General features: G+C 67.4%; 21 protein-coding genes. 8 read left to right on the top strand and 13 right to left on the bottom strand.

Features of this window, described 5'->3' with window-relative positions; all coding sequences use genetic code 11:
- Window positions 1-31: 31 nt before the first annotated feature.
- Window positions 32-1,303, bottom strand: a complete 1,272-nt coding sequence (locus ACLBV5_RS11320; protein ID WP_447605746.1) for a NupC/NupG family nucleoside CNT transporter — start codon at window positions 1,301-1,303, stop codon at window positions 32-34.
- A 341-nt stretch (window positions 1,304-1,644) separates the two neighbouring features.
- Window positions 1,645-2,523, bottom strand: coding sequence for a branched-chain amino acid aminotransferase (locus ACLBV5_RS11315; RefSeq protein ID WP_447605745.1), 879 nt, complete (start codon window positions 2,521-2,523; stop codon window positions 1,645-1,647).
- An 88-nt stretch (window positions 2,524-2,611) separates the two neighbouring features.
- Here ACLBV5_RS11315 and ACLBV5_RS11310 point away from each other — a divergent pair, with 88 nt between their 5' ends.
- The 3 genes from ACLBV5_RS11310 (at window position 2,612) to ACLBV5_RS11300 (ending at window position 5,292) form a co-directional block, all read left to right on the top strand.
- Complete coding sequence (locus ACLBV5_RS11310; protein ID WP_201105654.1) at window positions 2,612-3,343, top strand: response regulator; 732 nt, start codon at window positions 2,612-2,614, stop codon at window positions 3,341-3,343.
- Window positions 3,344-3,353: 10 nt separating this feature from the next.
- On the top strand, window positions 3,354-4,712 hold the full coding sequence (locus ACLBV5_RS11305; protein ID WP_447605744.1) for an ATP-binding protein: 1,359 nt from the start codon (window positions 3,354-3,356) through the stop codon (window positions 4,710-4,712).
- Window positions 4,713-4,800: 88 nt separating this feature from the next.
- Window positions 4,801-5,292, top strand: a complete 492-nt coding sequence (locus ACLBV5_RS11300) for a hypothetical protein (protein ID WP_447605743.1) — start codon at window positions 4,801-4,803, stop codon at window positions 5,290-5,292.
- Window positions 5,293-5,434: 142 nt separating this feature from the next.
- Here ACLBV5_RS11300 and ACLBV5_RS11295 read toward each other — a convergent pair whose 3' ends face one another.
- From ACLBV5_RS11295 to ACLBV5_RS11285, 3 genes are all read right to left on the bottom strand, one after another.
- Window positions 5,435-6,238 (bottom strand): pyrroline-5-carboxylate reductase family protein, encoded by an 804-nt coding sequence (locus ACLBV5_RS11295; RefSeq protein ID WP_447605742.1) that lies wholly within the window; start codon window positions 6,236-6,238, stop codon window positions 5,435-5,437.
- Window positions 6,238-6,741 (bottom strand): type III secretion system chaperone family protein, encoded by a 504-nt coding sequence (locus ACLBV5_RS11290; protein WP_025976247.1) that lies wholly within the window; start codon window positions 6,739-6,741, stop codon window positions 6,238-6,240. Before ACLBV5_RS11290 ends, ACLBV5_RS11295 begins: the two co-directional genes overlap by 1 nt.
- Window positions 6,742-6,820: 79 nt before the next feature.
- A complete protein-coding gene (locus ACLBV5_RS11285; RefSeq protein ID WP_313633490.1) occupies window positions 6,821-7,108 on the bottom strand; it encodes an accessory factor UbiK family protein in 288 nt (95 codons plus the stop codon).
- Between the two features lie 180 nt (window positions 7,109-7,288).
- Here ACLBV5_RS11285 and lgt point away from each other — a divergent pair, with 180 nt between their 5' ends.
- The 4 genes from lgt to pgeF are packed head-to-tail and all read left to right on the top strand — an operon-like array spanning window position 7,289 to window position 10,292.
- Complete coding sequence (gene lgt / locus ACLBV5_RS11280) at window positions 7,289-8,161, top strand: prolipoprotein diacylglyceryl transferase (RefSeq protein WP_447605741.1); 873 nt, start codon at window positions 7,289-7,291, stop codon at window positions 8,159-8,161.
- Window positions 8,162-8,168: 7 nt separating this feature from the next.
- Window positions 8,169-9,242 (top strand): class I SAM-dependent methyltransferase, encoded by a 1,074-nt coding sequence (locus ACLBV5_RS11275; protein WP_447605740.1) that lies wholly within the window; start codon window positions 8,169-8,171, stop codon window positions 9,240-9,242.
- Window positions 9,243-9,276: 34 nt separating this feature from the next.
- Entirely contained in the window at window positions 9,277-9,525 is a 249-nt protein-coding gene (locus ACLBV5_RS11270; RefSeq protein WP_253118980.1) for a helix-hairpin-helix domain-containing protein, read from the top strand.
- Entirely contained in the window at window positions 9,522-10,292 is a 771-nt protein-coding gene (gene pgeF, locus ACLBV5_RS11265; protein ID WP_447605739.1) for a peptidoglycan editing factor PgeF, read from the top strand. The genes ACLBV5_RS11270 and pgeF overlap by 4 nt, the downstream gene beginning before the upstream one ends.
- A gap of 177 nt (window positions 10,293-10,469) precedes the next feature.
- Here pgeF and lpxC read toward each other — a convergent pair whose 3' ends face one another.
- The 8 genes from lpxC to murC all read right to left on the bottom strand — a co-directional run bounded on the left by lpxC (window position 10,470) and on the right by murC (window position 22,863).
- A complete protein-coding gene (lpxC, locus tag ACLBV5_RS11260) occupies window positions 10,470-11,369 on the bottom strand; it encodes a UDP-3-O-acyl-N-acetylglucosamine deacetylase (protein WP_025976241.1) in 900 nt (299 codons plus the stop codon).
- A 228-nt stretch (window positions 11,370-11,597) separates the two neighbouring features.
- Window positions 11,598-13,202 carry a cell division protein FtsZ gene (ftsZ, locus tag ACLBV5_RS11255; RefSeq protein ID WP_447605738.1) on the bottom strand — a complete coding sequence of 535 codons (1,605 nt, stop codon included), beginning with the start codon at window positions 13,200-13,202 and terminating at the stop codon, window positions 11,598-11,600.
- A gap of 243 nt (window positions 13,203-13,445) precedes the next feature.
- The gene (locus tag ACLBV5_RS11250; protein ID WP_134581452.1) at window positions 13,446-16,766 is read right to left on the bottom strand and encodes a TonB-dependent receptor domain-containing protein; all 3,321 of its coding nucleotides are present in this window, start codon (window positions 16,764-16,766) and stop codon (window positions 13,446-13,448) included.
- A 355-nt stretch (window positions 16,767-17,121) separates the two neighbouring features.
- Complete coding sequence (ftsA, locus tag ACLBV5_RS11245) at window positions 17,122-18,447, bottom strand: cell division protein FtsA (RefSeq protein WP_025976238.1); 1,326 nt, start codon at window positions 18,445-18,447, stop codon at window positions 17,122-17,124.
- Between the two features lie 26 nt (window positions 18,448-18,473).
- Entirely contained in the window at window positions 18,474-19,313 is an 840-nt protein-coding gene (locus ACLBV5_RS11240) for a cell division protein FtsQ/DivIB (RefSeq protein ID WP_447605737.1), read from the bottom strand.
- A complete protein-coding gene (locus tag ACLBV5_RS11235) occupies window positions 19,301-20,239 on the bottom strand; it encodes a D-alanine--D-alanine ligase (RefSeq protein WP_253111338.1) in 939 nt (312 codons plus the stop codon). The genes ACLBV5_RS11240 and ACLBV5_RS11235 overlap by 13 nt, the downstream gene beginning before the upstream one ends.
- A gap of 117 nt (window positions 20,240-20,356) precedes the next feature.
- Window positions 20,357-21,265: a UDP-N-acetylmuramate dehydrogenase gene (gene murB / locus ACLBV5_RS11230; RefSeq protein WP_447605736.1), complete on the bottom strand. Its 909-nt coding sequence runs from the start codon at window positions 21,263-21,265 to the stop codon at window positions 20,357-20,359.
- A gap of 152 nt (window positions 21,266-21,417) precedes the next feature.
- On the bottom strand, window positions 21,418-22,863 hold the full coding sequence (murC, locus tag ACLBV5_RS11225; RefSeq protein ID WP_447605735.1) for a UDP-N-acetylmuramate--L-alanine ligase: 1,446 nt from the start codon (window positions 22,861-22,863) through the stop codon (window positions 21,418-21,420).
- 146 nt (window positions 22,864-23,009) lie between these two features.
- On the opposite strand from murC, the gene ACLBV5_RS11220 reads away from it, so the two are divergent.
- Window positions 23,010-25,091 carry a catalase gene (locus tag ACLBV5_RS11220; protein ID WP_447605734.1) on the top strand — a complete coding sequence of 694 codons (2,082 nt, stop codon included), beginning with the start codon at window positions 23,010-23,012 and terminating at the stop codon, window positions 25,089-25,091.
- The last annotated feature ends 12 nt before the right edge of the window (window positions 25,092-25,103 follow it).

The raw sequence follows: 25,103 nt of genomic DNA, 5'->3' as shown, positions 1-25,103 counted from the left end.
CGGTCCTTTCCGGCTGCCCTCGGCGACGCTACTAGGCGAAGACGGCGGCGGGCAAGGCCCCGACGATGCAGGCGGTCATCAGGGTCGCCAGGAAGCCGGCGAACAGCGCCTTCCACACCAGGCCCAGCACCTCCTCGCGGCGTTCGGGCATCAGCACCGACAGGCCGCTGACGGTGATCCCGACCGAGCCGATGTTGGCGAAGCCGCACAGCGCATAGGTCATCAGCATCCGGGTGCGCTCGCTCATCTCGGCGGCGGGCACCTTGCCCAGTTCGATGAAGGCGACGAACTCGGTCAGGGTCAGCTTGACCCCCAGCAGCCAGCCCGCCTTCTGGGCGTCGGCCCACTCCACGCCGGTCAGCCAGGCCACCGGAGCGAACAGCCAGCCCAGGATGCGCTCGACCGTCAGCGGGTCTCCGGCGATGACGAAGCCGCCCAGGATGATGTTGGCCAGCGCCACCAGGGCCACGAAGACGATCAACACGGCCGAGATGTTCAGCACCACCATCAGGCCGTCGGACGTGCCCTTGACGATGGCGTCGACGGAGCTGTCGTACTTCAGCGCCGAGTTGTAGTCGGCCACCGCCCCGCCCTCGCCGGGCTTTTCAGGAATGATGACGCGGGCCAGCAGGATGCCTGCAGGCGCCGAGACGATGGAGGCCACCAGGACATGGCCCGCCGCATTGGTCAGCACCGGCGACAGGATGGTCGCATAGGCCACCATGGTCGAACCGGCGACGGTGGCCAGACCCACCACCATCATCAGGAAGACTTCCGAACGGGTCAGCTTGTCCAGATAGGCGCGGATGACGATGGGGCTCTCGATCATCCCCAGAAAGACGTTGGCCGCCACCGCCAGCGCCGAGGCGCCGCCCAGCCCCATGGTTCGCTGGAACAGGAAGCCGAAGCCCAGGGTGATCCACTTCAGGATCTTCCAGTGCCACAGCAGAGCCGACAGGGCCGAGATCACCAGGATCAGCGGCAGCACCTTGAAGGCGAAGGTGAACAGGGCGCCCTCGTTGGCCACGGCGTAGGGCTGCTCCCCGCCCGCCAGGAAGCCGAAGATGAAGCGCGTCCCTTCTTCGGTCGCCGCCTCAAGGCCGCTGACGGCGTTATTGATGCCGTCCAGCACCACCTGCGAGCCGGGGATGGCGAAGGTCGCCAGCACCAGCGCGGCCTGAACCAGCACCGCCCCGATCGCCAGCCGCCACGGAAAGGCGCGGCGGTTCTCGGAAATCGCCCAGCAGACGACGACGATGACGAACAGCCCGACCAGGCTCTGGAGGTTCAGAAGGCTGAACATGAAACAAGCGGCTCCGCGACCGGCGCTATCGGAGCCGGCTTCTCAAATGCGCATCAACGCCAGCGGGCGGCCGCTGGCAAGGGGAATAGGGAAAACTGCGCGACTCTTCCCTCTCCCGATGGGAGAGGGCTTGAGCCTCCAAGAGCGAAGCGATTGGAACAGGCGAAAGGGTGAGGGTTCGCCGCTGAAGTCGGCGGAAAGCCGTCGCGTTACGGCTGACGCCGACTGAAACCCTAGCCCCTCACCCTTTGGCTGCTACGCGCCGCCCTTCGGGTCGCGCCAGAACGATCGCTGCGCTCTCGTGCGCTCAAGCCCTCTCCCGCCGGGAGAGGGACCACTGATTACAACTGCCCGCGCACCAGCTTGCCGTAGTCGTCCATCAGGCTCAGCGAGAGTTCGCCGGGCGTGAAGCGATGGTCGCCGACCTGGCCCACCGGCGTCACCTCGGCGGCCGAGCCGGTCAGGAAACATTCGGAAAAATCGCCCAGTTCTTCCGGCAGGATGTCGCGCACGACGACTTGGACGCCGCGCGCCTTGGCCATCTCGATCACCGTCTGGCGGGTGATGCCGTCCAGGATGTGGTCCACGCGCGGGGTGTGCAGGACGCCGTCCCTAACGAAGAAGACGTTGGCGCCGGTCGCCTCGGCCACATAGCCGCGCCAGTCCAGCATCAGGGCGTCGTTGAAGCCGCGCTTCTCGGCCGCCGTCTTGGACATGGTGCAGATCATGTACAGGCCCGCCGCCTTGGCCGTAGACGGCGCCGTGGCGGGGTCGGGGCGGCGCCATTTGGCCCACTCCAGGGCGATGCCCTTCTTCTTGACCTCAGGGTCGAAATAGCTGGGCCATTCCCAGGCGGCGATAGCCAGGTGGACCTTGCTGTTCAGCGACGAGACGCTGAGCTGTTCGGCGCCCAGATAGGCGACCGGCCGGATATAGCAGTCGGTCAGACCGTTGCGGGCGCAGGTTTCCTTGCAGGCGGCGTCGATCTCGGCCACGCTATAGGGAATCTCGAAGTCGAGCAGTTCGGCGGAGCGCTTCAGGCGCTGGCTGTGGGCTGTGAGCTTGAAGATTTCACCGCCATACATACGCTCACCCTCGAACACCGACGAGCCGTAGTGAAGGCCATGGGTCAGGACGTGCGTTTTCGCTTCCCGCCAGGGGACGAAGTCGCCGTCAAACCAGATCCAGCCGTCACGATCGTCGAAAGGAACGAAGGCCATTGAAGTACGTCTCCTGCGCAACGATCTCGGTTAGACGCCTGCCGCAACCCAGCGTCAACGGCGCCTCGCAGGGAGAATGGCGATGAGCATGGTCGAGCCGCGCGCCAACGGCCGTTCCGGTCCCGTCGCCCCCGCCGGCAGCGGACGGCACATCCTGGTCGTCGACGACGACGACCGCATCCGCGAACTGCTCAAGGAGTTCCTGAGCCGCGAGGGCTATCGCGTCACCGGCGCCGCCCACGCGGGCGCGGCGCGCCGCATGGTCGAGCTGATCGAGTTCGACCTGATCGTGCTGGACGTGATGATGCCGGGCGAAAGCGGCTTCGACCTGACGACCTGGATTCGCAGCCAGGCCGCCCTGTCCAAGACGCCGGTGCTGCTGCTGACGGCCAAGGGCGACCCGGACGACCGGATCGAGGGCCTGTCGCGCGGGGCCGACGACTATATGTCCAAGCCCTTTGATCCGCGCGAACTGGCGCTGCGGATCGAGGCCATCCTGCGCCGCACCGGCGGCAAGCTGATGACGCCCAAGGAGATCCACATGGGCCCCGCCGTCTTCGACATGGAGCGGCTGGAGCTGACGCGCGACGGCGCCCTGCAGCGCCTGACCGAAGCCGAGGCGCAACTGCTCAAGACCCTGGCCATCCACGCCCATTCGCCGGTGGAGCGCATGACCCTGTCGCCCGACACCGCCGATGTGACGGGGCGGGCTGTCGACGTGCAGGTCACGCGCCTGCGCCGCAAGTTGGAGGCGGACCCCAAGAACCCGCGCTACCTGCAGACCGTGCGCGGCATCGGCTATATGCTGGCCCCGGACTGAGGCGACGCCGATGCGGCTGATGCCGTTCAACGTCTGGACGCGCTGGATCAAGCGCCGGGTGCCGACCTCCTTGTGGGGCCGCTCGCTGCTGATCATCGTCCTGCCTGTCCTGATCATGCAGGCGGCGGTGACCTGGGCCTTCTTCGACGCCCACTGGCAGGCGGTGACGGCGCGCCTGTCCGAAGGGCTGGCGGGCGACGTGGCCTGGGCCGCCGAGAGCTATCGCGACGACCCATCGGCCCGCAATCTGGCGCTGATCTCGGAGCGAGCCGAGCGGTCGATGCAGTTGTCCATCGCCTTCCAGCCCGAAGCCTCCCTGCCCGCCGAAGAACGGCGCGGCGCCCTGGGACTGGTCGACAGGACGCTGGAGAAGGCGCTGGCCTCGCGGCTGGACCAGCCCTTCTGGTTCGACACCACGCGCTACCCCGCCTACGTTGACATCCGCGTGCAGGAGGCGAACGGCGTCCTGCGCGTCATCGCCCCGCGAGAGCGGGCCGTGGCGACGCAGGCCCACATCTTCGTCCTGTGGCTGATGATCGCCACGGTGCTGCTGCTGGCCGTGGCGGTGCTGTTCATCCGCAATCAGGTGCGCGCTATCGAGCGTCTGGCCCATGCGGCCGAGGCCTTCGGCCGGGGCGAAAGCGTGCCGCGTTTCAAGCCGCATGGCGCGCGCGAGGTGCGGGCCGCCGCCAGCGCCTTCCTGGACATGCGCTCGCGCATCCAGCGCCACATCGACCAGCGCACAGCCCTGCTGGCCTCGGTCAGCCACGACCTGCGCACGCCCCTGACCCGTCTGCGCCTCGAGCTGGCCCTGGCGCCGCCCTTCAAGCGCGCCGAGGCGATGAAGGGCGATCTGGACGAGATGGAGCATATGATCGACGAATACCTGGCCTTCGCGCGCGGCGAGGCCGGGGAAGCCGCCCAGACCATCTCCGTGCCTGAAATGCTGCGCCGCGCCGCCGAGGACGCCCGCCGCGCCGGGGCCGCCGCCCAGGTGGAGACGCCCGACGATCTGAACATGCTGGCCCGACCGCTGGCCTTCCGCCGGGCGATCAACAATTTGGTCGGCAACGCCGCCTCGCATGGCGAGCATGTGCGGCTGTCGGCGCGTCCCCTGCCCTCCGGCGGGCTGGAGATCACCGTCGAGGACGACGGCCCCGGCATCCCCGAAGACATGCACGAAGAGGCCTTCCGCCCCTTCTCGCGGCTGGACGCCTCGCGCAACCAGAACCGCAAGGGCGTGGGTCTGGGCCTGGCGGTGGCGCGCGACGTGGCGCGCAGCCACGGCGGCGACATCACCCTGGGCCGCAGCGAACTGGGCGGCCTCAAGGCCGCGATCCGACTGCCGGCGGATCGTCGCGCCCCCTAGATCCTTGCCGGGCGCCCCTAGCGGAACCGTAAAATCATCGCCATCTTGTCCAGTGTTCCAGGGGGGCCTGGAATTCAGGAGCCTGACTATGCGTTCTATTGCTTTTCTTGCACCGATCGCCGCCGTTCTCGCCCTCTCCGGCGCGGCTGCGGCTCAACCTTCAACCGTCGTCGTGACGGTCAGCCCCGACTTCGCCAAGACCGCTGCGGAACTGGGCGAGCGCGATGTTCAACAGCAGGTCAGCGACCTGACCCGCACGGTCGAGCGCGTGCTGACGGAACGCCACGCCCTGGACGGCGCCCGGCTTGAACTGGTCATCACCGACCTGAAGCCCAACCGTCCGACCATGCAGCAGCTGTCCGACAAGCCGGGCCTGGACGCCATGCGCAGCCTGTCGATCGGCGGCGCCGCGGTCGAAGGCACGGTGACGACGGCTTCGGGCGAGGTTCAGCCGGTCAAGTTCAACTACTACACCCCGACCCTGGCCGACGCGCGCGGTTCTACGACCTGGAGCGACGCCCAGCGCGCCTATGACCGCCTGGCCCGCAACCTGGCCGACGGGCGTTTCGTCACGCGGTGAGGCGGCTCTTTCCTCCCCCTGTCATGGGGAGGGGGGACCACGAAGTGGTGGAGGGGCTTACGCCAGCGGAGCCAAGCAGCCCCTCCGTCTCGTCGGCTGCGCCGCCGATCCACCTCCCCATTTCATGGGGAGGAAAAACCGATCAGCCGCTGAGTTCAGTGGACTTGGCGACCGCCGCCTTCACGGCGCTTTCGACCGATCGGTCGAGGGCGCCGTTTTCATTGAGGGCGATCAGGCCGGCTTCGGTCACGCCGCCTGGCGAGGCCACGCGGTCGATCAGGGCGTTCAGCGCCTCGTCGCCCTCCGCGCCCGCCGCGGCTGAACGCAGGGTGGCGCGCGCCAGACGGGCGGCGGCCTCGTGCGACAGGCCCTCGGCCTCTCCCGCCTCGGCCAGAGCCCGCGTGAAGGCGAAGAAATAGGCCGGACCGCATCCGGACACCGCCGTCGCGGCGTGCATCAGCGCCTCGTCGTCCAGCAGGACGGTTTCCGCGATCGGCTCGAACAGGGTCTGTCCGACCTTCAGGGCGTCGGCATCAGACGACCACAGCGTCGCCACGCCCCGCGCCTGCGCCACGCCGGTCGTCGGCATGACGCGCACGACCGGGCGGCCGTTGTAGCCGTCAGCAATCGTCTGGCCGCGCACCCCGGCCATGACCGAGACGATCACGGCGTCAGAGGCGAGATGCGGCAGCACCGCCTGCGCGGCTTCCAGCCATTTGGCGGGCTTGACGCCGATGACGAAGGCGCGGGCGTCCGCCAGCGCTTCCAGCGGCGGATTGATCCGCGCGCCCTTCGCCCGCGCCGCCTCGGCGACCGGCTTTTCCGACGGCGTCAGAATGATCAGATCGGCCGGGTCGACGGCGCCCGTCGCCAGCCAGCCTTCCAGAATGGCCGAGCCCAGGCGCCCTACGCCTTGCAGCACGACCGGACGTCCGGAACCGCTCATCAGGCGTTGCCCACCGTCTCGAACAGGCAGGCGTCGATCGCCTCCTGCGGCTTCTTGGAGCCGCGCACCATGAAGTCGAAGGCCGGATAGTAACGATCCGCCGCCTCGACCGCCGCGTCGATCATGGACGCGGCCTGCGCCAGGGTCGGCCGTTCGGTGTGCGGCAGGGCCAGGGCGTGGCGGAAGACGATCTCGCCCTCGTCCGGCCAGATCTCGAAATGGCCCAGCCAGGTGCGCTGGTTGATCATGGAGACCAGCTCATAGGCCGCGGCGCGGCGCGTCTTCACCACCCGCAGGTCCAGCGCCAGGCACAGTTGCAGGCAGTCGCCCTCGGGCCGCCAGGCGAACCACAGCTCATAATCCTTCCAGTCGCCGGCCAGGGCGAAGGCCAGATCGCCCTCGTCCGTGCGGTCGAACGGCAGGTTCTCCGCCGTCAGGACGTGTTCGACCACATCCAGCGGATCAAAGGGCAGGTCGACCTCTTCGGGTCTCACAGCATCCATCAGGCGTTCAACTTCTTCAGCAGCGACAGCGACTCAAAGGGTCGCTTTCGAGGACGGTAGGCGTGTTCGCAGATTCGGCTCAACCGGCTGAATCCGGGGTCGAGGCGGCGTCTGTGGACGATCCCGCGCCGGCCTTCGCCGGAGCCGGCGCAGCCGCCTTCAGCGCGGCGATCTCCGCCCGCAGGACGGCGATTTCGTCTTTCAGAACGTCGAACTCGTCGCGACGCACCAGGTCCATTTCAGCGACGAAGCGGTCGGCCTGGGCGCGCCAGGCGGCCTTGGCCTCTTCGCCCGCAGCCTGGGCCAGGCCCATGGCGCCGGTGGTCAGCTTGGCGAACTCATCAAGGAGGGGATTGCGCGTCTGCATGGCGGCCTCTTGAGAACTCCCGGGCCTGCCGGCCCGATGATGGTTAACGGTGCATTGATTTGGGTAAACCAAACCTTACCCGCCAACGGCCTATAGACTGCTTCGCGGGAAAAGCGCGCGACGAATGCAGTCCCGCTTGCTAGACCATGGGCGACCCCTGAAAGCGCAGACGGAGGCCCCGTGCCCTTTCCCGAATTCGACCCTGTCCTGATCCATCTCGGCCCCCTGCCCATCCGCTGGTACGCCCTGGCCTATGTCGCCGGCATCGTGCTGGGATGGTGGTACGCCTCGCGTCTGGCCAAGACCGAGCGGCTGTGGGCGCCCGGCAAGCCGCCGGTGACGGGACCGCAACTGGACGACCTGGTGCTGTGGATCACCCTGGGCGTCATTCTCGGCGGCCGCTTGGGCTATGCGCTCTTCTACAAGCCGGCGATGTTCGCCCAACTGTTCACCGGCGACAGCTGGGGCGAGCGGCTGGAGCTTTTGCAGCTGTGGACCGGAGGCATGAGCTTCCACGGCGGCTTCCTGGGCGTGGTCGTCGCCCTCGCCCTGTACGCCCGTCGCCAGAAGGTGAACCCGCTCAGCCTGGGCGACCTGATCGCCCCGGTCGCGCCGCTAGGTCTGTTCTTCGGCCGCATCGCCAACTTCATCAACGGCGAGCTGTGGGGCCGCGAAACGACCGTCCCCTGGGCCATCCGCTTCTGCAATGAGCGCATCCAGCAGATGTACGGCTTCTGCCCCGCCGGCAACGAACCGCGCCACCCCAGCCAGCTGTATGAAGCGGGCCTTGAGGGCCTGCTGCTGTTCGTCATCCTGTCGCTGGCGATCTGGAAGTGGCGGATGCTGAAACGTCCGGGCTTCGTCACCGGCCTGTTCCTGCTGGGCTACGGCGTCTGCCGCGCCGCGCTGGAGAACGTGCGCCAGCCCGACGCCGGGCTGGAGAACCTGCCGCTGGGCCTGACCATGGGCATGATCCTGTCGATCCCGATGATGCTGGTCGGCGCCTGGCTGATCTGGCGCGCGCTGAAGAAGCCGGAAGTCGCGGAGGCGTAAGACCACTATGGCGGAGACGCTCAAGGACCGGCTGGTCCGCGAGATCGTGCTGACCGGGCCGATGACGGTGGCGGACTACGTCACCCGCTGCCTGCACGACCCCAAGGGCGGCTATTACGCCACCCGTCCGGCGCTGGGCGAAGGCGGCGACTTCATCACCGCCCCGCTGATCAGCCAGATGTTCGGCGAGCTGATCGGCCTTTGGGCCATCGAGACCTGGAGCCGCCTGGGCGCGCCCGAGCGGGTCCGCCTGGTCGAGGTCGGCCCCGGCGACGGCACGCTGATGTCGGACGTGCTGCGCGCGGCGCGGCTGGTACCGGCCTTCCTGCAGGCGGTCGATCTGATCCTGATCGAGCCCAGCGCCCCCTTACGCGCCGAACAGGCCCGGCGCCTGGCCGACGCCCACGTGCATCCGCGCTGGCTCAGCGCCCTGCATCAGGTCGAGACGGACGCCCCCGTCATCCTGATCGCCAATGAGGTGCTGGACTGCCTGCCCGCGCGTCAGTTCATCAAGACCGAAGGCGGCTGGGCCGAGCGCCGCATCGGCGTGACCGACGACAATGAACTGACCTTCGGCCTGACCGCCATCGCCGACGGCTTCGAGGCGCCGGGCTTCGACGTTGAACCGGGCCAGATCATCGAGATTTCTGAACAGCAGGCCGCCTTCGGCCGCGATCTGGCCAGCCTGATCCGCGCCGCATCCGGTGCCGCCCTGCTGATCGACTACGGCCGCAGCAAGCCCGAGGCGGGCGACACGCTTCAGGCCCTGCGGCGGCATCAGAAGGTCGATCCCCTGTCCACGCCGGGCGAGGCCGACCTGACGCAGTGGGCCGACTTCCCCCTGGTGCTGGAGGCCGCCGTGCGCGGCGGCGCTGACGTGACCGGCTGCATCGCCCAGGGCGCCTTCCTTAAGGCGCTGGGGATCGAAGCCCGCGCCAAACGGTTGATGCAGGGACGCCCCGAGGCCGCCCCGGTCATCCAGCGCCAGTTGGATCGCCTGACCGCGCCGGATCAGATGGGCGAACTGTTCAAGGCGGCGGCGATCTTCTCGCCGCGCTCGCTGGCCCTGCCGGGCTTCTGACGCAGCCCGCCCGATGATGGAGGCTGATACGGCCATGACCTTCACCGACCACGAGCGCCAGATCCTGCTGGCGACCAAGGGCGTCGGCCCCAAGGTGATCGAACGGCTGGAGGAACTGGGCGTCGGCGGCTTCGCCCGTCTGGCCCAGGCGGACGCAGCCGTCGTTTGCGCGGGCGCCGCCGCCAGCGTCGGCTCCACCTGCTGGAAGAACAGCCCTCAGGCCCGCAAGGCTGTTCAGGCCGCCATCGACGCCGCCCGTTTCGAACTGGAGGGCGCTGCATGAGCCTGAACCCCGTCACCCACCCGTTGCTCCACAAGGCCGGGGTGCGCCACGGCTTCTTCACCCGCGAGGGCGGCGTGTCCGAGGGGATCTACGCCGGGCTGAACGCCGGTGTGGGGTCCAAGGACGACCCGGCCCGCGTCGCCGAGAACCGCCGCCGCGTGGCCGAATGGATGGGCGGCGCCGCTGACGACCTGTGCGGCTGCTATCAGGTCCACTCCGCCGTCGCCCGCGTAGCCGAAAGCGGCTGGGGCGGAGAGCGTCCCGAAGGCGACGCCGTGGTGGCGGGCGTAAAGGGTCCGGTGCTGACCGTCTTGACCGCCGATTGCGCGCCCGTCCTGTTCGCCGACGCCGAAGCAGGCGTCATCGGCGCCGCCCACGCCGGGTGGAAGGGCGCTCTTGGCGGCATCATCCACTCGACCGTAAAGGCCATGACGGCCCTGGGCGCCGAACCGTCGCGCATGGTGGCCGTTGTCGGCCCCTGCATCGCGCAGGGCTCTTACGAAGTCGGCGCCGATTATCAGGAGCGCTTCGCCCACCACGACCCCGGCAGCGAACGCTTCTTCCGCCCGGGCGCGGCCGAAGACAAACGCCAGTTCGACCTGCCCGGCTTCGTTCTGTGGCGACTGGAACAGGCCGGCGTCGGAGAGGCCGCCTGGACCGGCGACGACACGCGGGCGGACGAACGTCGCTTCTATTCCAACCGCCGAGCCTATCTGGCGAGCGAGCCGGACTTCGGGCGGTTGATGTCAGCGATTACGCTAAGCTGATCCTTCTCCCCTTGAGGGAGAAGGTGGGCGCCGCAGGCGCTCGGATGAGGGGTGTCAGCGCGACGTTCGGAAATTATTTACGGCAAGCGACGCGCCCGTCCGGACACCGGGGCGTCTTCACCCCTCATCCGTCAGGCTCCGCCTGCCACCTTCTCCCACAAGGGGAGAAGGACACGGTCAGCCCGCCATCGCCATATCAGGCACGCGCGTCGTCTCACGCCAGGCGTTCGGCTGGGCCAGCAAGGCGCGGACCAGCTTGTTGTTCAGGGCATGACCCGCCTTGACGCCTTCGTAGCGACCCAGCAGGGGGGCGCCGAGGACATACAGGTCGCCGATGGCGTCCAGCGCCTTGTGACGCACGAACTCGCGTTCCATGCGCAGACCGCCGGGGTTCAGGATCTGGTCGCCGTCGATGACCACGGCGTTCTCCAGCGACCCCCCGCGAGCCAGACCCGCCTGACGCAGGGCCTCGACCTCATGAGCGAAGCCGAAGGTGCGGGCGGCCATGATATCCGAGCGGAAGGTCGCCTCGTCCACGACGAAATCCACCACCTGATTGCCGATGACCGGCGTGGGGAAGTCGATCTCGAAGCGCATCTCATAGCGGTCGCACGGCAACAGGACGGCGGACTTGTCGCCCTCCTCCACCCGGACGGCTTTCAGGATCTCGATATAGGTCTGCGGCGCCTCTTGACGGCGGAAGCCGGCGCGGTCCAGCAGTTGCACGAACGGCAGCGCCGAGCCGTCCAGGATCGGCAGCTCCGGCCCGTCCACCTCGATCACGGCGTTGGAGACGCCAAGAGCGGCCAGGGCGGCCATCAGGTGTTCGATCGTCGACAGGCGCACGCCCGCCGCATTCTCGATCATGGTGTTCAGGCGCGCGTCCACGACGGCTTCGCCCGAGACGGGGATGCGGTTGTCGCGGTCGGTCACATCGGTGCGCACGAAGACGATACCGTGGCCGGGCGCTGCCGGGCGCACGACCAGACGCACGCGGCGGCCGGTGTGCACGCCGACGCCGGCGCAGATGGCCGGGGCGACGATAGTCTGTTCGTACTGGTCGTTGCGGACCGTCACTCGGATACTCTCTGTTGCGCGACCCGCCCCCATCAGGACGGTCTTCGCCTCACCCGTCGTTTACGCCTGGGGGCTCAAGCCCGAAATGAAAGTCGGGTTTCGGATTGTTTCGCTTTGGTTACGATCGAGACACCGGCCGGCGCGCCCGCCGCGGGGCCGCTCGCCCAAGCAAAACGCCCCGGAGACCAGCTCCGGGGCGCTTCTAGACTTTAGGGCCGTTTAGGGCGGTCAGTTCGCGAGGCGGCGAAGAAAGGAGGGAATCTCCAGGTCGTCGTCTTCGCTCTGGCCCAGTTGCGGGTCCTGATGCTGCGGCTGAATCGACTGGGTCTGACGCAGCTGCTGGGTCGTGCGGTTCGACGACGGCGGCGGCGCGTAGGAGGGCTGCTGCTGCGACTGCTGGCGCTTGCGACCGAACAGGCTCCAGCCGCTGCGGCGGTGATCGCGCTCGTCATAGAAGGGCTCTTCGGCAGGCTCTTCGTGGCGGGCGGCCGGACGCTGGGTCGAGTGCTGGGCCGGTTGCTGCGACGCAGGCTGCTGACGCTGGGGGGCGCGGTCGAAATAGAGGTCGCCCTGCTCCGAAGACGCTGCGGTCTGGCCGCGGCCGCCGCCCTGCTCGTATTCCTCGACCCACGGATCGACGATCGGCTCCAGGTTGCGAGGCGCGTCGTGGATCACGGGCTCGGGCTTGGCTTCGATCCGAGGCTCAGGCGCGCGCGCGGCCGGCGCTTCATAGATCGGAGCCGGCGTGGCTTGCGGCGCGGCGTCGCGCACCGGGTCGATGCGGACCTCCGGCTGACGCGGCGCAGCCGCCGACGGCGCGCCCGTACGGCTGAACGTCTGGCCCTGCGGCTCGATCTGCTGAATGACAGCCTCGTCCATGCCGGTCGCCACGACCGAGACGCGGATCTTGCCGTCCAGGGCCGGGTCGAAGGCGGCGCCGAAGATGATGTTGGCGTCGCCGTCCACTTCACCGGCGATGGCGTTGGCGGCCTCGTCGACTTCCAGCAGGGTCATGTCCATGCCGCCGGTGATGTTCACCAGCACGGCCTTGGCGCCCTTCAGGCTGGTTTCGTCCAGCAGGGGGTTGGCGATGGCGTTCTGGGCCGCCAGCAGGGCGCGGTCGTCGCCCGTGGCCTCGCCCGTGCCCATCATCGCCTTGCCCATCTCGCTCATCACGGCGCGGACGTCGGCGAAGTCGAGGTTGATCAGGCCCGGCAGGATCATCAGGTCGGTGATCGAACGCACGCCCGAGTGCAGCACCTGGTCGGCCATGCCGAAGGCGTCGGAGAAGGTGGTGCGCTCGTTGGCGACCCGGAACAGGTTCTGGTTCGGGATGACGATCAGGGTGTCGACGTAGCGCTGCAGCTCGGCGACGCCAGCGTCAGCCAGACGCATCCGGTGGCGGCCTTCGAAGGTGAAGGGCTTGGTCACCACGCCGACGGTCAGGATGCCGCGATCGCGCGCGCATTTGGCGATGACCGGCGCCGCGCCGGTGCCGGTGCCGCCGCCCATGCCGCAGGTGATGAAGACCATGTGCGCGCCTTCCAGGTGCGCGTGGATCTCATCGGCGCTTTCCTCGGCGGCGTTCATGCCGACCTCGGGGTGGGCGCCCGCGCCCAGGCCTTGGGTGATGGTCTCGCCCAGCTGGATGCGACGGTCGGTCTTGGCGAAACTCAGATGTTGGGCGTCGGTATTGGCGACGACGAACTCCACCCCCTCGAGGCCGGAGTCGATCATGTTGTTGACGGCGTTGCCGCCGGCTCCGCCCACGCCGAACACGACGATGCGGGGCTTCAATTCCGTGGCTTCCGGCCTGACCAGCGAGAGAGACATTATGTAATTCCGACCTAAGGACCCTGCCCTTCGTCCCCAACGCGAGATCCCCGCCGAATCGCATTGGTTATGAGCGCGTTAAGGAAAACCCTGTCTGAGTTAACGAAGAGTTACCCTCGGTAGCGTGAGTCGGAGGAAATGGCAGGCGATTTCCCTAGCTTAGCCACAAAATACCGCCGGCATTACAACGAAAGGGCGGCTCGATTGAGCCGCCCTCCGCTTAGCTTCAGTAACTAGTCGTTGTTACCACGCCTTCCAGTTCACCCCGATGTGGTAGCGCGTGCCCCACGGATCGAAGTTCGGGTACATGGTGAAGCCCAGCCACTTAGCCTGCTCGGCATCAAACGCGTTGGTGACGCCTGCGCGGATCGAGACGTCCTCCGTAACGTTGTAGCGAACCGTGAAGTCATGACGGGCGAAGTTGCCAGTGTTCATATACTGCACCAGTCGCGCGTCCGCATTCGCCACGAAAGTACGCATCTGCGAGATGTCCTGGGCCGTCTGCCAGTCCATCGTCCAGTTCAGGCTCCACTTGGAGGTCGGACGATACGTCAGCGACGACGTCATGCGAACGCGAGGATACCGCAGCGTCGAATCCAGGCCCGTATAGTCGTTGGGATCTTGGGAGTTGTTGAACTGCTTCTGCTCGATCAACCAGGTCCCGCCCAAACGGTAGTCCAGTCGACCCACGTTCAAGCCGAACATCTCTTCCATGTCGACCGAATAGTTGGCCGTGAAGTCCAGACCGCGCGTGGTGCGCTTGGCGTAGTTGATCGAGCTTTCGATGTAACCGCCGACCGGATCGCTGCTGGGCGCGCCAACCCCAAACGGGACATCAGGATTGTTGCGGAAGATGAACGAGCAAGCTCCCTCATTGAGCGTCGGCCCGTTGACGCAGTTTTCAGCCAGCGTCTGCGCCGACACGGAGGCGATGACGTTGGTCAGTTCGATCTCGTAATAGTCGAGAACGAGGCTGAAGTTCGGAATGAAGCGCGGCTGGAGCACGACCGAGAAGGTGAACGAGTCGGACTCTTCGGGTTCCAGATTCGGGTTCCCGCCACTCACGCCCGAGATGCTGGACGTGGAGTAAAGGCGACCGAAATCGTCCGTGGTTCCCGGCGTGTCACCGGCGAAGTCGAACGTGAGACCCTGCTGCGCGGCCAGAGCGGTACAGTTCTTGATCCGGTTCGCACGATACTCGGCATTCGCGGCGGCATTGATGTTGGACGTGGTGCAGGGATCGTTCGAACCAAAAAACGAGAACGTCTGCGAAAAAGGACCATACACTTCCGACAGGGTCGGAGCGCGCAGAGAGGTATTGAAGCTCGTCTTGAAGGCGATGTCCTGGATGGGACGATAGACGAGGTTGACGCCATAGACGTCACCCGTGCCGATATGGCTGTAATCGAAGTAACGGTACGAACCGCTCAGCTCGGCAAATTGGCCAAGGAAGCTGTCGCGGAACAGGGGGATGGAGATTTCGCCGAAGATCTCGTCGCTCTCGTATTCCACCGGCTCCTGATCAGGACCGCTGTTCAGGAACAACAGACGGTCACCGAACTCACGATCGCGGCCCGTGCCTTCGGTGAATTCACGCCGATGCTCGGCGCCGATGGCCATGCCGATGCGGCCAGCGCCCCAGAAGTCCCACAACTGGCCCGAGAACGAGCCCAGCAGTTGCTCCTGCTCATTACGATCGGTCGTGCCGACTTCAGCGTAGAGGTAGTCCAGAGCTTCCTGGCTCTGCTGGCCAACACCGAAGATATTCAACGGCTTGCACTGCTCGATTGCAGCGCGACCGGCTTCGGAGCTGCGAACGTCACCGCCACGCACCAGGTCGCCGAGTTGTCCCATCGGGACGCCCTGCTTGGCGAGCAAGGTCGAGCGGCAGACAATACCGCCCGGCGCGCCGAGCAGCCCCGCCGTGTCACGCACGGCGTCCGCCGCGAACGCCATGCGCTCGACATCGACGCCGCGTTCACGGTTTGCGACCTCGACCTCGCCGTAGGTGTAGCCGATGTCCCAGCTACCATCCTTGACGAACAGGAAGTTGTCGAAGCGCCCTTCCACCGAGGCCACATAACGCGTCAAATCGCGCGTGTTGAGCTGGCTGCGATCCGGGCCGCGCAGCGCCGAGCGAGCGTAGGGCGCCGCCGCAGTGCCGAGCAGTTGACCCGGTTCCGTGGCGGTGGGCTGCGAATAGATGTCGATCCGGTTGTTGAGGATCGCCTGCCGCAGATTTTCCGGGATGAAGGCGTTGTCGCTCAGACGAATGTCGAAGGCGCTGGTCGCGCGGATGGTCGACAGCCGGTTGGCGGCCGTGCGGTCTGAGATGAAGATGTCGAAGAAGGTGGGTTGCCCTTCGTCAAAGGTCTCTTCCTCGACGCGCTTCGCTTCGAACCGAGCCAGGATGCTTTCCGTCAAACGGAAGTTGGCCCCAACCTGGAACCGCTTCGCTTCGGACCGCGGGAAGAAGGTGTAGTTGGCGTATTCCGAGGCCAGTTCGCCATCGCCGCCGACGTTGTAGACTGGCGACAGACCCGTCCCGACGCGCGTTCCGAAGTCCGCGAGCCTCGCCGAGCCATCGCCGTTGAACACCCAGGACTTGCCCTGAGCGAGTTGGGTGCAGTTGGTGTTGTTGTAGTTCGCCGTCGGCACGGCGGAGCCCACAACGCCGCAGCTGAAATAGCTCGTGTCCGGGTCATTGGTGGGGCTGGCGGCGCGGTTGTTGGCCAGGTTCACGACGCCCCAGCGCAGCCGTTGCATGGTGCGAAGGTTGGAGAACAGGGTCGAATCGATGACACCGTCGAAGGGTCGCGCCACCGGGTCGGCGTCGGTCGAAACGAGCGCTGTCGAGCCACGGAGCCAGTCCACGTCCGCTGCGCGTACTTCGTCCGCCTTCTCGTACTCGCCAAACGCATAGACGTTCAGGCGGTCGTCGAAGAAGTTTTTGCCGATCAGCGCAGAGACGCGTTGGTTCGCCTCGCCGCCATCGTTGATCATGCCGTAGTTGGCGTCGATCTCGGCCCCTTCGTAGTCTTTGCGAAGATTGAAGTTCAGCACGCCCGACACGGCATCAGCGCCGTAAACGGACGCAGCGCCGCCGGTGATGATCTCGATGTTCTGAATCAGAAGGCGCGGGATGGTGTCCACGTCGACCGCCAGAGAACCGCCGTTGGAGCCGACATGCCGGCGACCGTCAACGAGGGTCAAGGTGCGGCCCGAACCGAGCGAACGCAGGTTCGGCAGCGACAGGCCGCCATCGCCCAGACCGGAGCCCGTCGTATCAGAAGGCACCACCGAGTTCGACAGAGCAGGAATAGTGGCCAGGTAGTCGATCATGGTCGACTGGCCGCTTTCCAGCAGCTGCTCGCGCTGAACTTGGATCAGCGGAGTCGGCGAGGTGGTCGGATCGCGGCGAATACGCGAGCCCGTGACGACAATCTCTTCGACCTGGGACACCTGCTCATCAGGCTGCGTCGACTGCGCCAGCGCCGGCGCGGAAAGCGCCACGACGCCCGCAAGGACGGTCGTCCCAAAAAGATGTCTGCGGTTCATTTGCATTGGATGTGCCCCAACCTTGTTAAACTCAAAGCGCCCGAAGCGAACTAAAGGACCTTGTTAGCTTGGGTCTAACCAATAGCGCCGGCCAAGCAAGCTTTGTGTCTCGAATGGGGCCGATAAACGTCGTTCGTGTAACAATACGGCCACAACCCCGCCTCAGTTGGGAGCGCACGAGTCGCGCCCACAGCCGCTCAGCGAACTTCTATTTTCGGGGTTGATTCAAGCGCCGCGCCGCAGAGCTTCGCTGAAGTCGGCGCGAAACCCGGCTCGTGGTGGAGCCCTGGCTGCACATATGCGGCGGCGCTAGAACTCGAAACGTCGCAGCGGCGTATTCCGCGCGGCTAGATCGACGCCCCTACAGGTTGTCTCGCAGCCACCCGGCCGCACGCGCCACCATGCCGCCGCGGTGGACCTTGGGCGCGTCGGCGGCGGTGATCTGGCGGGACATCAGCTTGCGGGCGGAGACCGCCTCGCGCGGGCCGTAGGCGGCGCGCAGAAGGACGCCGGCGGCCGAGCAGAAGGCCGGGCCAGCGGCGGCGTCGGCCAGGTGGGGCGCGCGTTGCGGGCGGCCCAGGCGCACGGGGCGGTCAAAGACGCGCACGGCCAGTTCGCGCACGCCGTTCAGCTGGCTGGCGCCGCCGGTCAGGACCAGGCCCGCGCCGGGCTCCAGGCCCATGCCGGCGTGCTTCAGGCGGTCGCGCAGCAGCTCCAGCGTCTCTTCGACGCGCGGGGCGATGACGGTCTTGAGCATGGCGCGCGGGACGATGACCGGGCCGGCCGAGGCGTCCTCGCCGCGCGGCGGGGCTTCCAGCATTTCGCGGTCTTCGTTGGCGCTGGCCATGGCCGAGCCGTGCAGGGTCTTCAGGCGCTCGGCGCCGACGCGCGAGGTGGAGAGGCCGCGCGCGATGTCGGCGGTCACATGGTCGCCGCCGACGTTCAGGCTTTCGATATGCAGCAGGGAGCGTCCGCCCCAGACCGCCGCCGAGGTCGAGCCGCCGCCCATGTCGATGCACAGGGCGCCCAGCTCCATCTCATCCTCTTCCAGCGCGGCCAGGGAGGAGACGACGGGCGCGGCGGCCACGCCCTGCAGGTCCAGGTGGGCCAGTTCGAGGCAGTGGCTGAGGGCGTTGAACGAGCCCTCGGACATGGAGACGACCAGCAGGTCGAGGCCCAGCGAGCCGCCGCGCATGGCGCGCGGGTCGTGGACGCCGCGCGCCCCATCCACCGACCAGGCGATGGGCAGGACGTGGATCGGGCGCCGGTTCGGCAGGCGGATCTGGGCCAGGGCCATGCCGATGGCGCGGGCCAGGTCGGCGTCGCTGATCGGATGGGAGCCCAGCGAAACGCGCGCCTGCACCCGGTGGCTGGCCATCTGGCCGATGGCCGTGGTGACGACGACGCCGGACACAGGCGCGCCCGCCGCGCGCTCGGCGCGTTCGACGGCGTGGCCGATGGCCTGGGCCGTCTCGTCCATGTTGACGATGGCCCCGCCCTTGACGCCGCGCGACTGGACGTGGCCGGCGCCGGCGACGCGGATGGTGCGGTCGGCGTGGCGCACGCCGTCGGGCTTCATGATGAAGCAGGCGACCTTGGACTGGCCGAGATCGAGCGCGGCCACGACCGGCGCGCGCGGCGCGCCCCTGCCCTGTTCCGGCTTCATGTCTCGGCTGCGTCCAACCATGGGTCGTGTCCTAAGAGGTCAGAAAGTCAAACGGCGCCTTCGGAAGGGCGAACGGCCACTTCTTCGGGCGTGCGAAGGTCGATGCGGGCGAAGCCCAGGTCCAGCAGGCGTTCGCGCTGGTCGAGGGCGTCGAGGCGGATAAGGGCGGATTCCTGATCAACGGCCGGCAACTGGATCAGGGCGCCGTCCTTGAGGCGCAAATCCCAGCGGCGCTCGTCCACGCGGACCAGGGCGTCGATTTTCGCCATCAGGCGCGGGCGCTGGGCCAGCAGAGGCAGGACGTCAGAGGCAGCCTGATCGGCGCCCTTGCCCACCACCAGCGGCAGGCGCGGATAGCGGCCCGCGTCGGCGCCCTCGATGACGAGGCCCTGCGCATCGATGACATGAGCCTTGCCGCCGACCTGCCAGACAGCGAGACGGTCGTGCTCCTTGACGTCCACGATCAGGGTGTCCGGCAGCAGGCGCACCACGCGCGCTTCCTTGACCCAGCCGACCGACTGCACCCGGTCGCGCACGGCGGCCAGGTCCAGGCTGACGATAGGCTGATCGGCGTGAACGCCGACGGCGGCGCGCACGGCGGCGGCGGCCTCGGGCGAGGCGCCGGTGACGTGGACCTGGCGCACCTTCAGACCCATGCCGGTCGTCACGGCGTCAAAGCGTTCGGTGACGGCCGTCGAGATGCGCTCGGCCCGCGCGCCCGTGGCCAGCACGGCCGCCAGTATGCCGACGCCGACCACCAGGGTCGCCGCCACGACGCGCGGCGACATGTCCAGACGGCCGATGTCGGCCGCGCGGCCGGACGGAGCGCCGCGCGCGCCGCCCTTGGCCGAAGACTGTCGCCGACCGCCGCGCACTACCGCGGGCATGAGGCGTCCTCCACCATCCAACGAACCAGTTCGCGATAATCCATACCGACAAAGGCCGCCTGCTCGGGGACGAGCGAGGTCGGGGTCATGCCGGGCTGGGTGTTCACCTCCAACAGAACGAGAACGTCGTTAACATCGTCATAACGGAAGTCGGCGCGGGAGACGCCTCGGCACCCCATGGCCGCATGGGCCAGCTCGGCCTGACGTAAAGCCTTGTCAAAAACGTGCGGCGGCAGCTCTGCGGGCAGGACGTGGCGCGAGCCGCCGGGCGCGTATTTGGCCTCGTAATCGTAGAAGCCCTTGGTCGGGGTGATGTCGGTAATGGTCAGGGCGCGCGGGCCGGTCGCCTCGCCGATCACGCTGACCGCCAGTTCCTTGCCGGGGATGAAGGGCTCGACCATGACCTGATCGCCATAGGCCCAGTCGTCGGCGCCGACCTCGGCCACCGGACGGTTGGCGCCCTCGCGCACCACATAGACGCCGACGGAAGAGCCCTCGGCGTTCGGCTTGACCACATAGGGCGGGTCGATGACGTGGCGCGACGCCACCTCATGCCGGTCGAACAGGCCGCCGCCGGGCACGACGACGCCCGCCGCGCTCAGCACGGCCTTGGACTTGTCCTTGTCCATCGCCAGGGCCGAGGCCAGGACGCCGGAATGGGTATAGGGCAGCTTCAGCGTCTCGAGGATGCCCTGGACGCAGCCGTCCTCGCCCCATTTGCCGTGCAGGGCGTTGAAGACGACGTCGGGCTTCAGCGCTGTCAGCACCTGGGCCAGATCGCGCCCGGCGTCCACGCGCGTGACCTTGGCCGCCTGCCCTTCCAGGGCGTCCGCGCAGCCACGCCCCGAGGACAGCGAGACCTCGCGTTCCGACGACAGGCCGCCCATCAGGACGGCGACATGGAGGGTGTTCAGGGGCGCACGCATGGCAACATCCGAAGACTAGCCCACCCCTATGCCCTGAATACGGTTAACCGGTTGGAAACGATACGGGGTCGTGGAAGGAAATTCGTCACCTTTCGCCCCTCTCCCGCCGGGAGAGGGTTACTTCCGCCCGATCCGCCGGATTTCCCAGTTCAACTGCACGCCGGTCTTTTCCAGCACGTCGGCGCGGACGGCTTCGCCCAGCCCTTCGATGTCGGCGGCCGTGGCCTCACCGGGGTTGATCATGAAGTTGGAGTGCAACTCGCTGAACTTGGCGCCGCCTCCGGTGACGGCGTGCAGCTTGCCGCGCCAGCCCGCGTCGTCGACCAGCTTCCATGAGGAATGGCCGTCCGGGTTTTTGAAGGTCGAGCCGCCGGTCTTTTCGCGGATCGGCTGGGTCTTCTCGCGGCGCTCGGTGATCTCGGTGATGCGGGCGGCGACGGCCTCGGGCGCGTCGGGCGTGCCGCGATATATCGCCTCGACCCAGATGATGTCGGCCGGGGCCTCGGAGTGGCGATAGGTATACCCGAAGTCAGCCAGGGCCAGTTCGACCCGCTCGCCCCTGCGGTTCAGGCCCCAGGCGGACACCAGCACGTCCTTCGTCTCCGCGCCGTAACAGCCCGCGTTCATCGTCAGGGCGCCGCCGATGGAGCCGGGGATGCCCGCATAGAACTCCAGCCCGGCGATGCCCGCCTTGGCCGAAGCGCGCGCCACCATGCTGTCCAGCGCGCCTGCGCCCGCCGTGACCGTGTCGCCCTCGGCCGTGACCTGGCCCCAGGCGCGGCCCGCCAGACGGATCACCACGCCTTCGACCCCGCCGTCGCGCACGATCAGGTTGGAGCCGACGCCGATCGCCGTCACCGGCACGTCCTCGGGCAGAGCTTTAAGGAAGTCGGCCAGATCGTCAGCGTCCGCCGGAATGAACAGGGCGTCCGCCGCCCCGCCCACGCGGAACCAGGTGTAGGGGCCGAGCGGCTCGTTCAGCAGCAGCTTGCCGCGCACGGCGGGGAGATTGTCAGTCCAGGCCATCCAGTAATCCGCTCATCCCGGCGGACGCCGGGACCCAGTGCTTTGGCTGCATCCAGCCGTTTGACGTTTCAACCCGATGTAGGGCGGCAAGGCTTCGTCGTGAAGCTCTCACTGGATCCCGGCGTCCGCCGGGATGAGCGGGAGCGTGAGATTCAGCCCAGCGCCTCCAGCTGCGCCGGCAGGGCGTAGGCCCAGCTGGTGATGTCGCCGGCGCCCAGCAGGACGACCAGATCGCCCGGCTTCGCCTCTTCGCGGATGACGCGCGGCAGGGCGGCGGCGTTTTCCAGCGCAGCGACGTGGCGGTGGCCGTAGCGGCGGACGCCCTGGACCAAGGCGTGTTTGTCGACGCCCTCGATCGGCTGTTCGCCCGCCGGATAGACGTCGGCGACCAGCACGCTGTCCGCGTCCGAGAAACAGGTCGAGAAGTCCTGCATCAGGTCGCGCAGGCGGGTGTAGCGATGCGGCTGGACCACGGCGATGACGCGGCCAGGGTTGTCGGCGTTGTGGACCACCTGACGCGCGGCCTTCAGCACGGCCGCGATCTCGACCGGGTGGTGGCCGTAATCGTCGATGACCCGCACGCCGTGGGCGACGCCCGTGGTGGTGAAGCGGCGCTTGACCCCGCCGAAGCCCGCCAGTCCCGCACGGATGGCGTCCTCGTCCACCCCGATCTCGCGCGCCACGGCGATGGCGGCCAGGGCGTTGGAGACGTTGTGCCAGCCCGCCATCGGCAGGTGCAGGTCCTCGATGCGCGCCGGCTCTTCCAGCGCCGCCATGCCCTGGCCCTGAATCACCACGTCGAAGCGCGACCCGTCCGGGTCCATCCGCACATTGTCGGCGCGCACCATGGCCTGCGGATTGAGGCCGTAGGTGACCAGACGGCGGTTATCGATCCGGGCCGCCAGCTTCTGCACCTCGGGGTGATCCAGGCAGACCACGCCGAAGCCGTAGAAGGGGATGTCCTCGATGAAGTCGCAGAAGGCCTTCTTCACCGCATCGAAATCGCCGTAGTGGTCCAGATGCTCCGGGTCGATGTTGGTGATGATCGCGACCGTGCATTTCAGGCGCAGGAAGGAGCCGTCGCTCTCGTCCGCCTCGACCACCATCCAGTCGCCCTCGCCGACCTTGGCGTTGGTGCCATAGGCGTTGATGATGCCGCCATTGACCACCGTCGGGTCCAGCGATCCGGCGTCCAGCAGGGCCGCGACCATGGAGGTCGTCGTCGTCTTGCCGTGGGTGCCGCCGACGCCGATCGAGAATTGCAGCCGCATCAGTTCGGCCAGCATTTCGGCCCGGCGCACCAGAGGAATGCGGCGTTCGCGCGCCACGACCAGTTCGGGGTTCGCCGCCTTGACCGCCGTGGAATAGACCACCGCCGAGACGCCCTCGCTCACATGGGCGGCGTCGTGGCCGATGTAGATGCGAGCGCCCAGTTTCTCCAGCCGCTCAGTGTTGGCGCTGGCGCGCGCGTCCGAGCCGGACACCTGATAGCCGATCTTCAGCATGATCTCGGCGATGCCGCTCATGCCGATGCCGCCGATGCCGACGAAGTGGACAGGCCCAAGGGCGAACGGAACGGGGCGAAGACGACGGATCATGCACGCCTCATAGCCGCACCGTCGCCGACTGCGAAGACGCCCACGACGCCTGCGCGGCATTATATGTAAAATCGGCCAGGCTTGGCACCCAATTGCGCAGACCGAACGTTCGTTGCTCGCCACTGACGGCCAGGAGGAGCGACGCGGTGCCCGAAAAATCGACAAACCAGGACATCATCGGCCAAGGCGGGGAGCTGCATCAGCAGGCATCGACGCCCCAGACCCGGTTGACCACCAACCACGGGACGCCGATCAGCGACAACCAGAACTCGCTGAGGGCCGGGCCGCGCGGGCCCACGCTGCTCGAAGACTTCATCCTGCGCGAGAAGATCCAGCATTTCGACCACGAGCGCATCCCCGAGCGCATCGTGCACGCGCGCGGTTCGGCCGCGCACGGCGTGTTCGAGCTGACCGAGAGCCTTGAACAGTACACCACGGCCAAGATCCTGACGGAGGTTGGCGAGAAGACCGAACTGTTCGCCCGATTCTCGACCGTGGCCGGCGGCGCCGGTTCGATCGACACCCCGCGCGACGTGCGCGGCTTTGCGGTGAAGTTCTACACCAAGGAGGGGAACTGGGACCTGGTCGGCAACAACATCCCGGTCTTCTTCATTCAGGACGCGATCAAATTCCCCGACCTGATCCACGCCGTGAAGATGGAGGCCGACCGCGGCTATCCGCAGGCCGCATCCGCCCACGACACCTTCTGGGACTTCGTCGGCCTGATGCCCGAGACCACCCACACGGTGATGTGGGCCATGTCGGACCGCGCCATCCCGCGGTCCCTGCGCATGATGGAAGGGTTCGGCGTCAACACCTTCCGCCTGGTCAACGCCAAGGGCGAGTCGCACTTCGTCAAATTCCACTGGCGGCCCAGGCTGGGGACGCAGGCGACCTGCTGGGACGAGGCGGTGAAGATCGCCGGGGCGGATCCGGACTTCCACCGCCGCGACCTGTTCGACGCCATCGACCAGGGCGACTTCCCTGAGTGGGACTTCGCGGTGCAGGTGCTGACCCAGGCCGAAGCCGACGCCCTTCCCTTCGACATCCTGGATGCGACCAAGATCATCCCGGAGGAAGTCCATCCGCTCAAGGTCATCGGGCGCATGACGTTGAACCGGAACCCCGACAACTTCTTTGCTGAAACGGAGCAGGCCGCCTTCCTGCCGACCAACATCGTGCCGGGCATCGACTTCTCGGACGACCCGCTGCTGCAGGGGCGGTTGTTCTCCTATCAGGACACCCAGCTGTCGCGGCTGGGGACGGTGAACTTCCACCAGATTCCGATCAATCAGGCCAAGGTCTGCCCCTTCCAGAACTTCCAGCGCGACGGCCATATGCAGACCCAGGTCCCAACCGGCCGCGCCAACTACGAGCCCAACAGTCTGGCTCAGGCGGGAGAGGACGGCGGCCCCCGCGCCGACGCCAAGGGCGGCTTCACCAGCTTCCGCGAGCCGGTGGAGGGGAAGAAGGTGCGGCTGCGCTCCGAGACCTTCGCCGACCACTACAGCCAGCCGCGGCTGTTCTTCGCCAGCCTGGCCGCGCCGGAACAGGCTCACCTGGCCTCGGCCATCGTGTTCGAACTGTCGAAGGTCTCGCTGGAGCACGTCCGCAACCGCGTGATGGGCAACCTGCGCAACGTCGATGAAGACCTCGCCAAACGGGTCGCCGACGGCCTGGGCATGGCCCTGCCCGAAAAGACCCCGGCGGCGGCCGAGCCGATCGATCTGGACCGGTCGCCCGCCGTGCGTCTGATCGGCAAATACCCGGACAGCCTGAAGGGGCGGAAGGTCGGCGTCCTGGTCACCGACGGCGCCGACGGCGCCGTGGTCAAGGCGGTGCAGGACGCGGCCAAGGCGGCCGGCGCGGCGGTGGAGATCATCGCGCCCAAGCGCGGCGGGGCCAAGCTGAAGGACGGCTCCACGCTGAAGGCGGATCATCAGTTGGCGGGCGCGCCCTCGGTGCTGTTCGACGCGGTCGCCCTGGTGCTGTCGGCCGACGGCTGCAAGCAGTTGCTGACCGAAGGCGCGGCCGTCGACTTCGCCAAGGACGCCTTTGGGCACCTGAAGGCCATCGGTCATACGCCCGAAGCCCAACCCCTGCTCGACAAGGCGGGGGTCGAGGCCGACGCCGGCGTGGTCGATCTGTCGAACGGGGCCGACGCCTTCATCAAGCCCGCAGCCACCCGTCAATGGGACCGCGAGCCCAAGGTCCGCACCCTGGCCTGACGACGAGAGGTG

The organism is Brevundimonas sp. M1A4_2e (assembly GCF_053345555.1).
Note: the sequence above shows the minus strand (reverse complement) of the source record. Positions and strands in the feature narration are given on the sequence as shown.

Bases quoted from the DNA above. Each gene is read 5' to 3' on its own strand.
- ACLBV5_RS11305 (WP_447605744.1), top strand. From the start codon at position 3,354: ATGCGGCTGATGCCGTTCAACGTCTGGACGCGCTGGATCAAGCGCCGG.
- ACLBV5_RS11295 (WP_447605742.1), bottom strand. From the start codon at position 6,238: ATGAGCGGTTCCGGACGTCCGGTCGTGCTGCAAGGCGTAGGGCGCCTG.
- ftsZ (WP_447605738.1), bottom strand. From the start codon at position 13,202: ATGTCTCTCTCGCTGGTCAGGCCGGAAGCCACGGAATTGAAGCCCCGC.
- ACLBV5_RS11250 (WP_134581452.1), bottom strand. From the start codon at position 16,766: ATGCAAATGAACCGCAGACATCTTTTTGGGACGACCGTCCTTGCGGGC.
- ACLBV5_RS11315 (WP_447605745.1), bottom strand. From the start codon at position 2,523: ATGGCCTTCGTTCCTTTCGACGATCGTGACGGCTGGATCTGGTTTGAC.
- pgeF (WP_447605739.1), top strand. From the start codon at position 9,522: ATGAGCCTGAACCCCGTCACCCACCCGTTGCTCCACAAGGCCGGGGTG.
- ACLBV5_RS11240 (WP_447605737.1), bottom strand. From the start codon at position 19,313: ATGCCCGCGGTAGTGCGCGGCGGTCGGCGACAGTCTTCGGCCAAGGGC.
- murB (WP_447605736.1), bottom strand. From the start codon at position 21,265: ATGGCCTGGACTGACAATCTCCCCGCCGTGCGCGGCAAGCTGCTGCTG.
- ACLBV5_RS11235 (WP_253111338.1), bottom strand. From the start codon at position 20,239: ATGCGTGCGCCCCTGAACACCCTCCATGTCGCCGTCCTGATGGGCGGC.
- ACLBV5_RS11285 (WP_313633490.1), bottom strand. From the start codon at position 7,108: ATGCAGACGCGCAATCCCCTCCTTGATGAGTTCGCCAAGCTGACCACC.
- ACLBV5_RS11275 (WP_447605740.1), top strand. From the start codon at position 8,169: ATGGCGGAGACGCTCAAGGACCGGCTGGTCCGCGAGATCGTGCTGACC.
- ACLBV5_RS11290 (WP_025976247.1), bottom strand. From the start codon at position 6,741: ATGGATGCTGTGAGACCCGAAGAGGTCGACCTGCCCTTTGATCCGCTG.
- ACLBV5_RS11300 (WP_447605743.1), top strand. From the start codon at position 4,801: ATGCGTTCTATTGCTTTTCTTGCACCGATCGCCGCCGTTCTCGCCCTC.
- murC (WP_447605735.1), bottom strand. From the start codon at position 22,863: ATGATCCGTCGTCTTCGCCCCGTTCCGTTCGCCCTTGGGCCTGTCCAC.
- ftsA (WP_025976238.1), bottom strand. From the start codon at position 18,447: ATGGTTGGACGCAGCCGAGACATGAAGCCGGAACAGGGCAGGGGCGCG.
- ACLBV5_RS11270 (WP_253118980.1), top strand. From the start codon at position 9,277: ATGACCTTCACCGACCACGAGCGCCAGATCCTGCTGGCGACCAAGGGC.
- ACLBV5_RS11310 (WP_201105654.1), top strand. From the start codon at position 2,612: ATGGTCGAGCCGCGCGCCAACGGCCGTTCCGGTCCCGTCGCCCCCGCC.
- ACLBV5_RS11320 (WP_447605746.1), bottom strand. From the start codon at position 1,303: ATGTTCAGCCTTCTGAACCTCCAGAGCCTGGTCGGGCTGTTCGTCATC.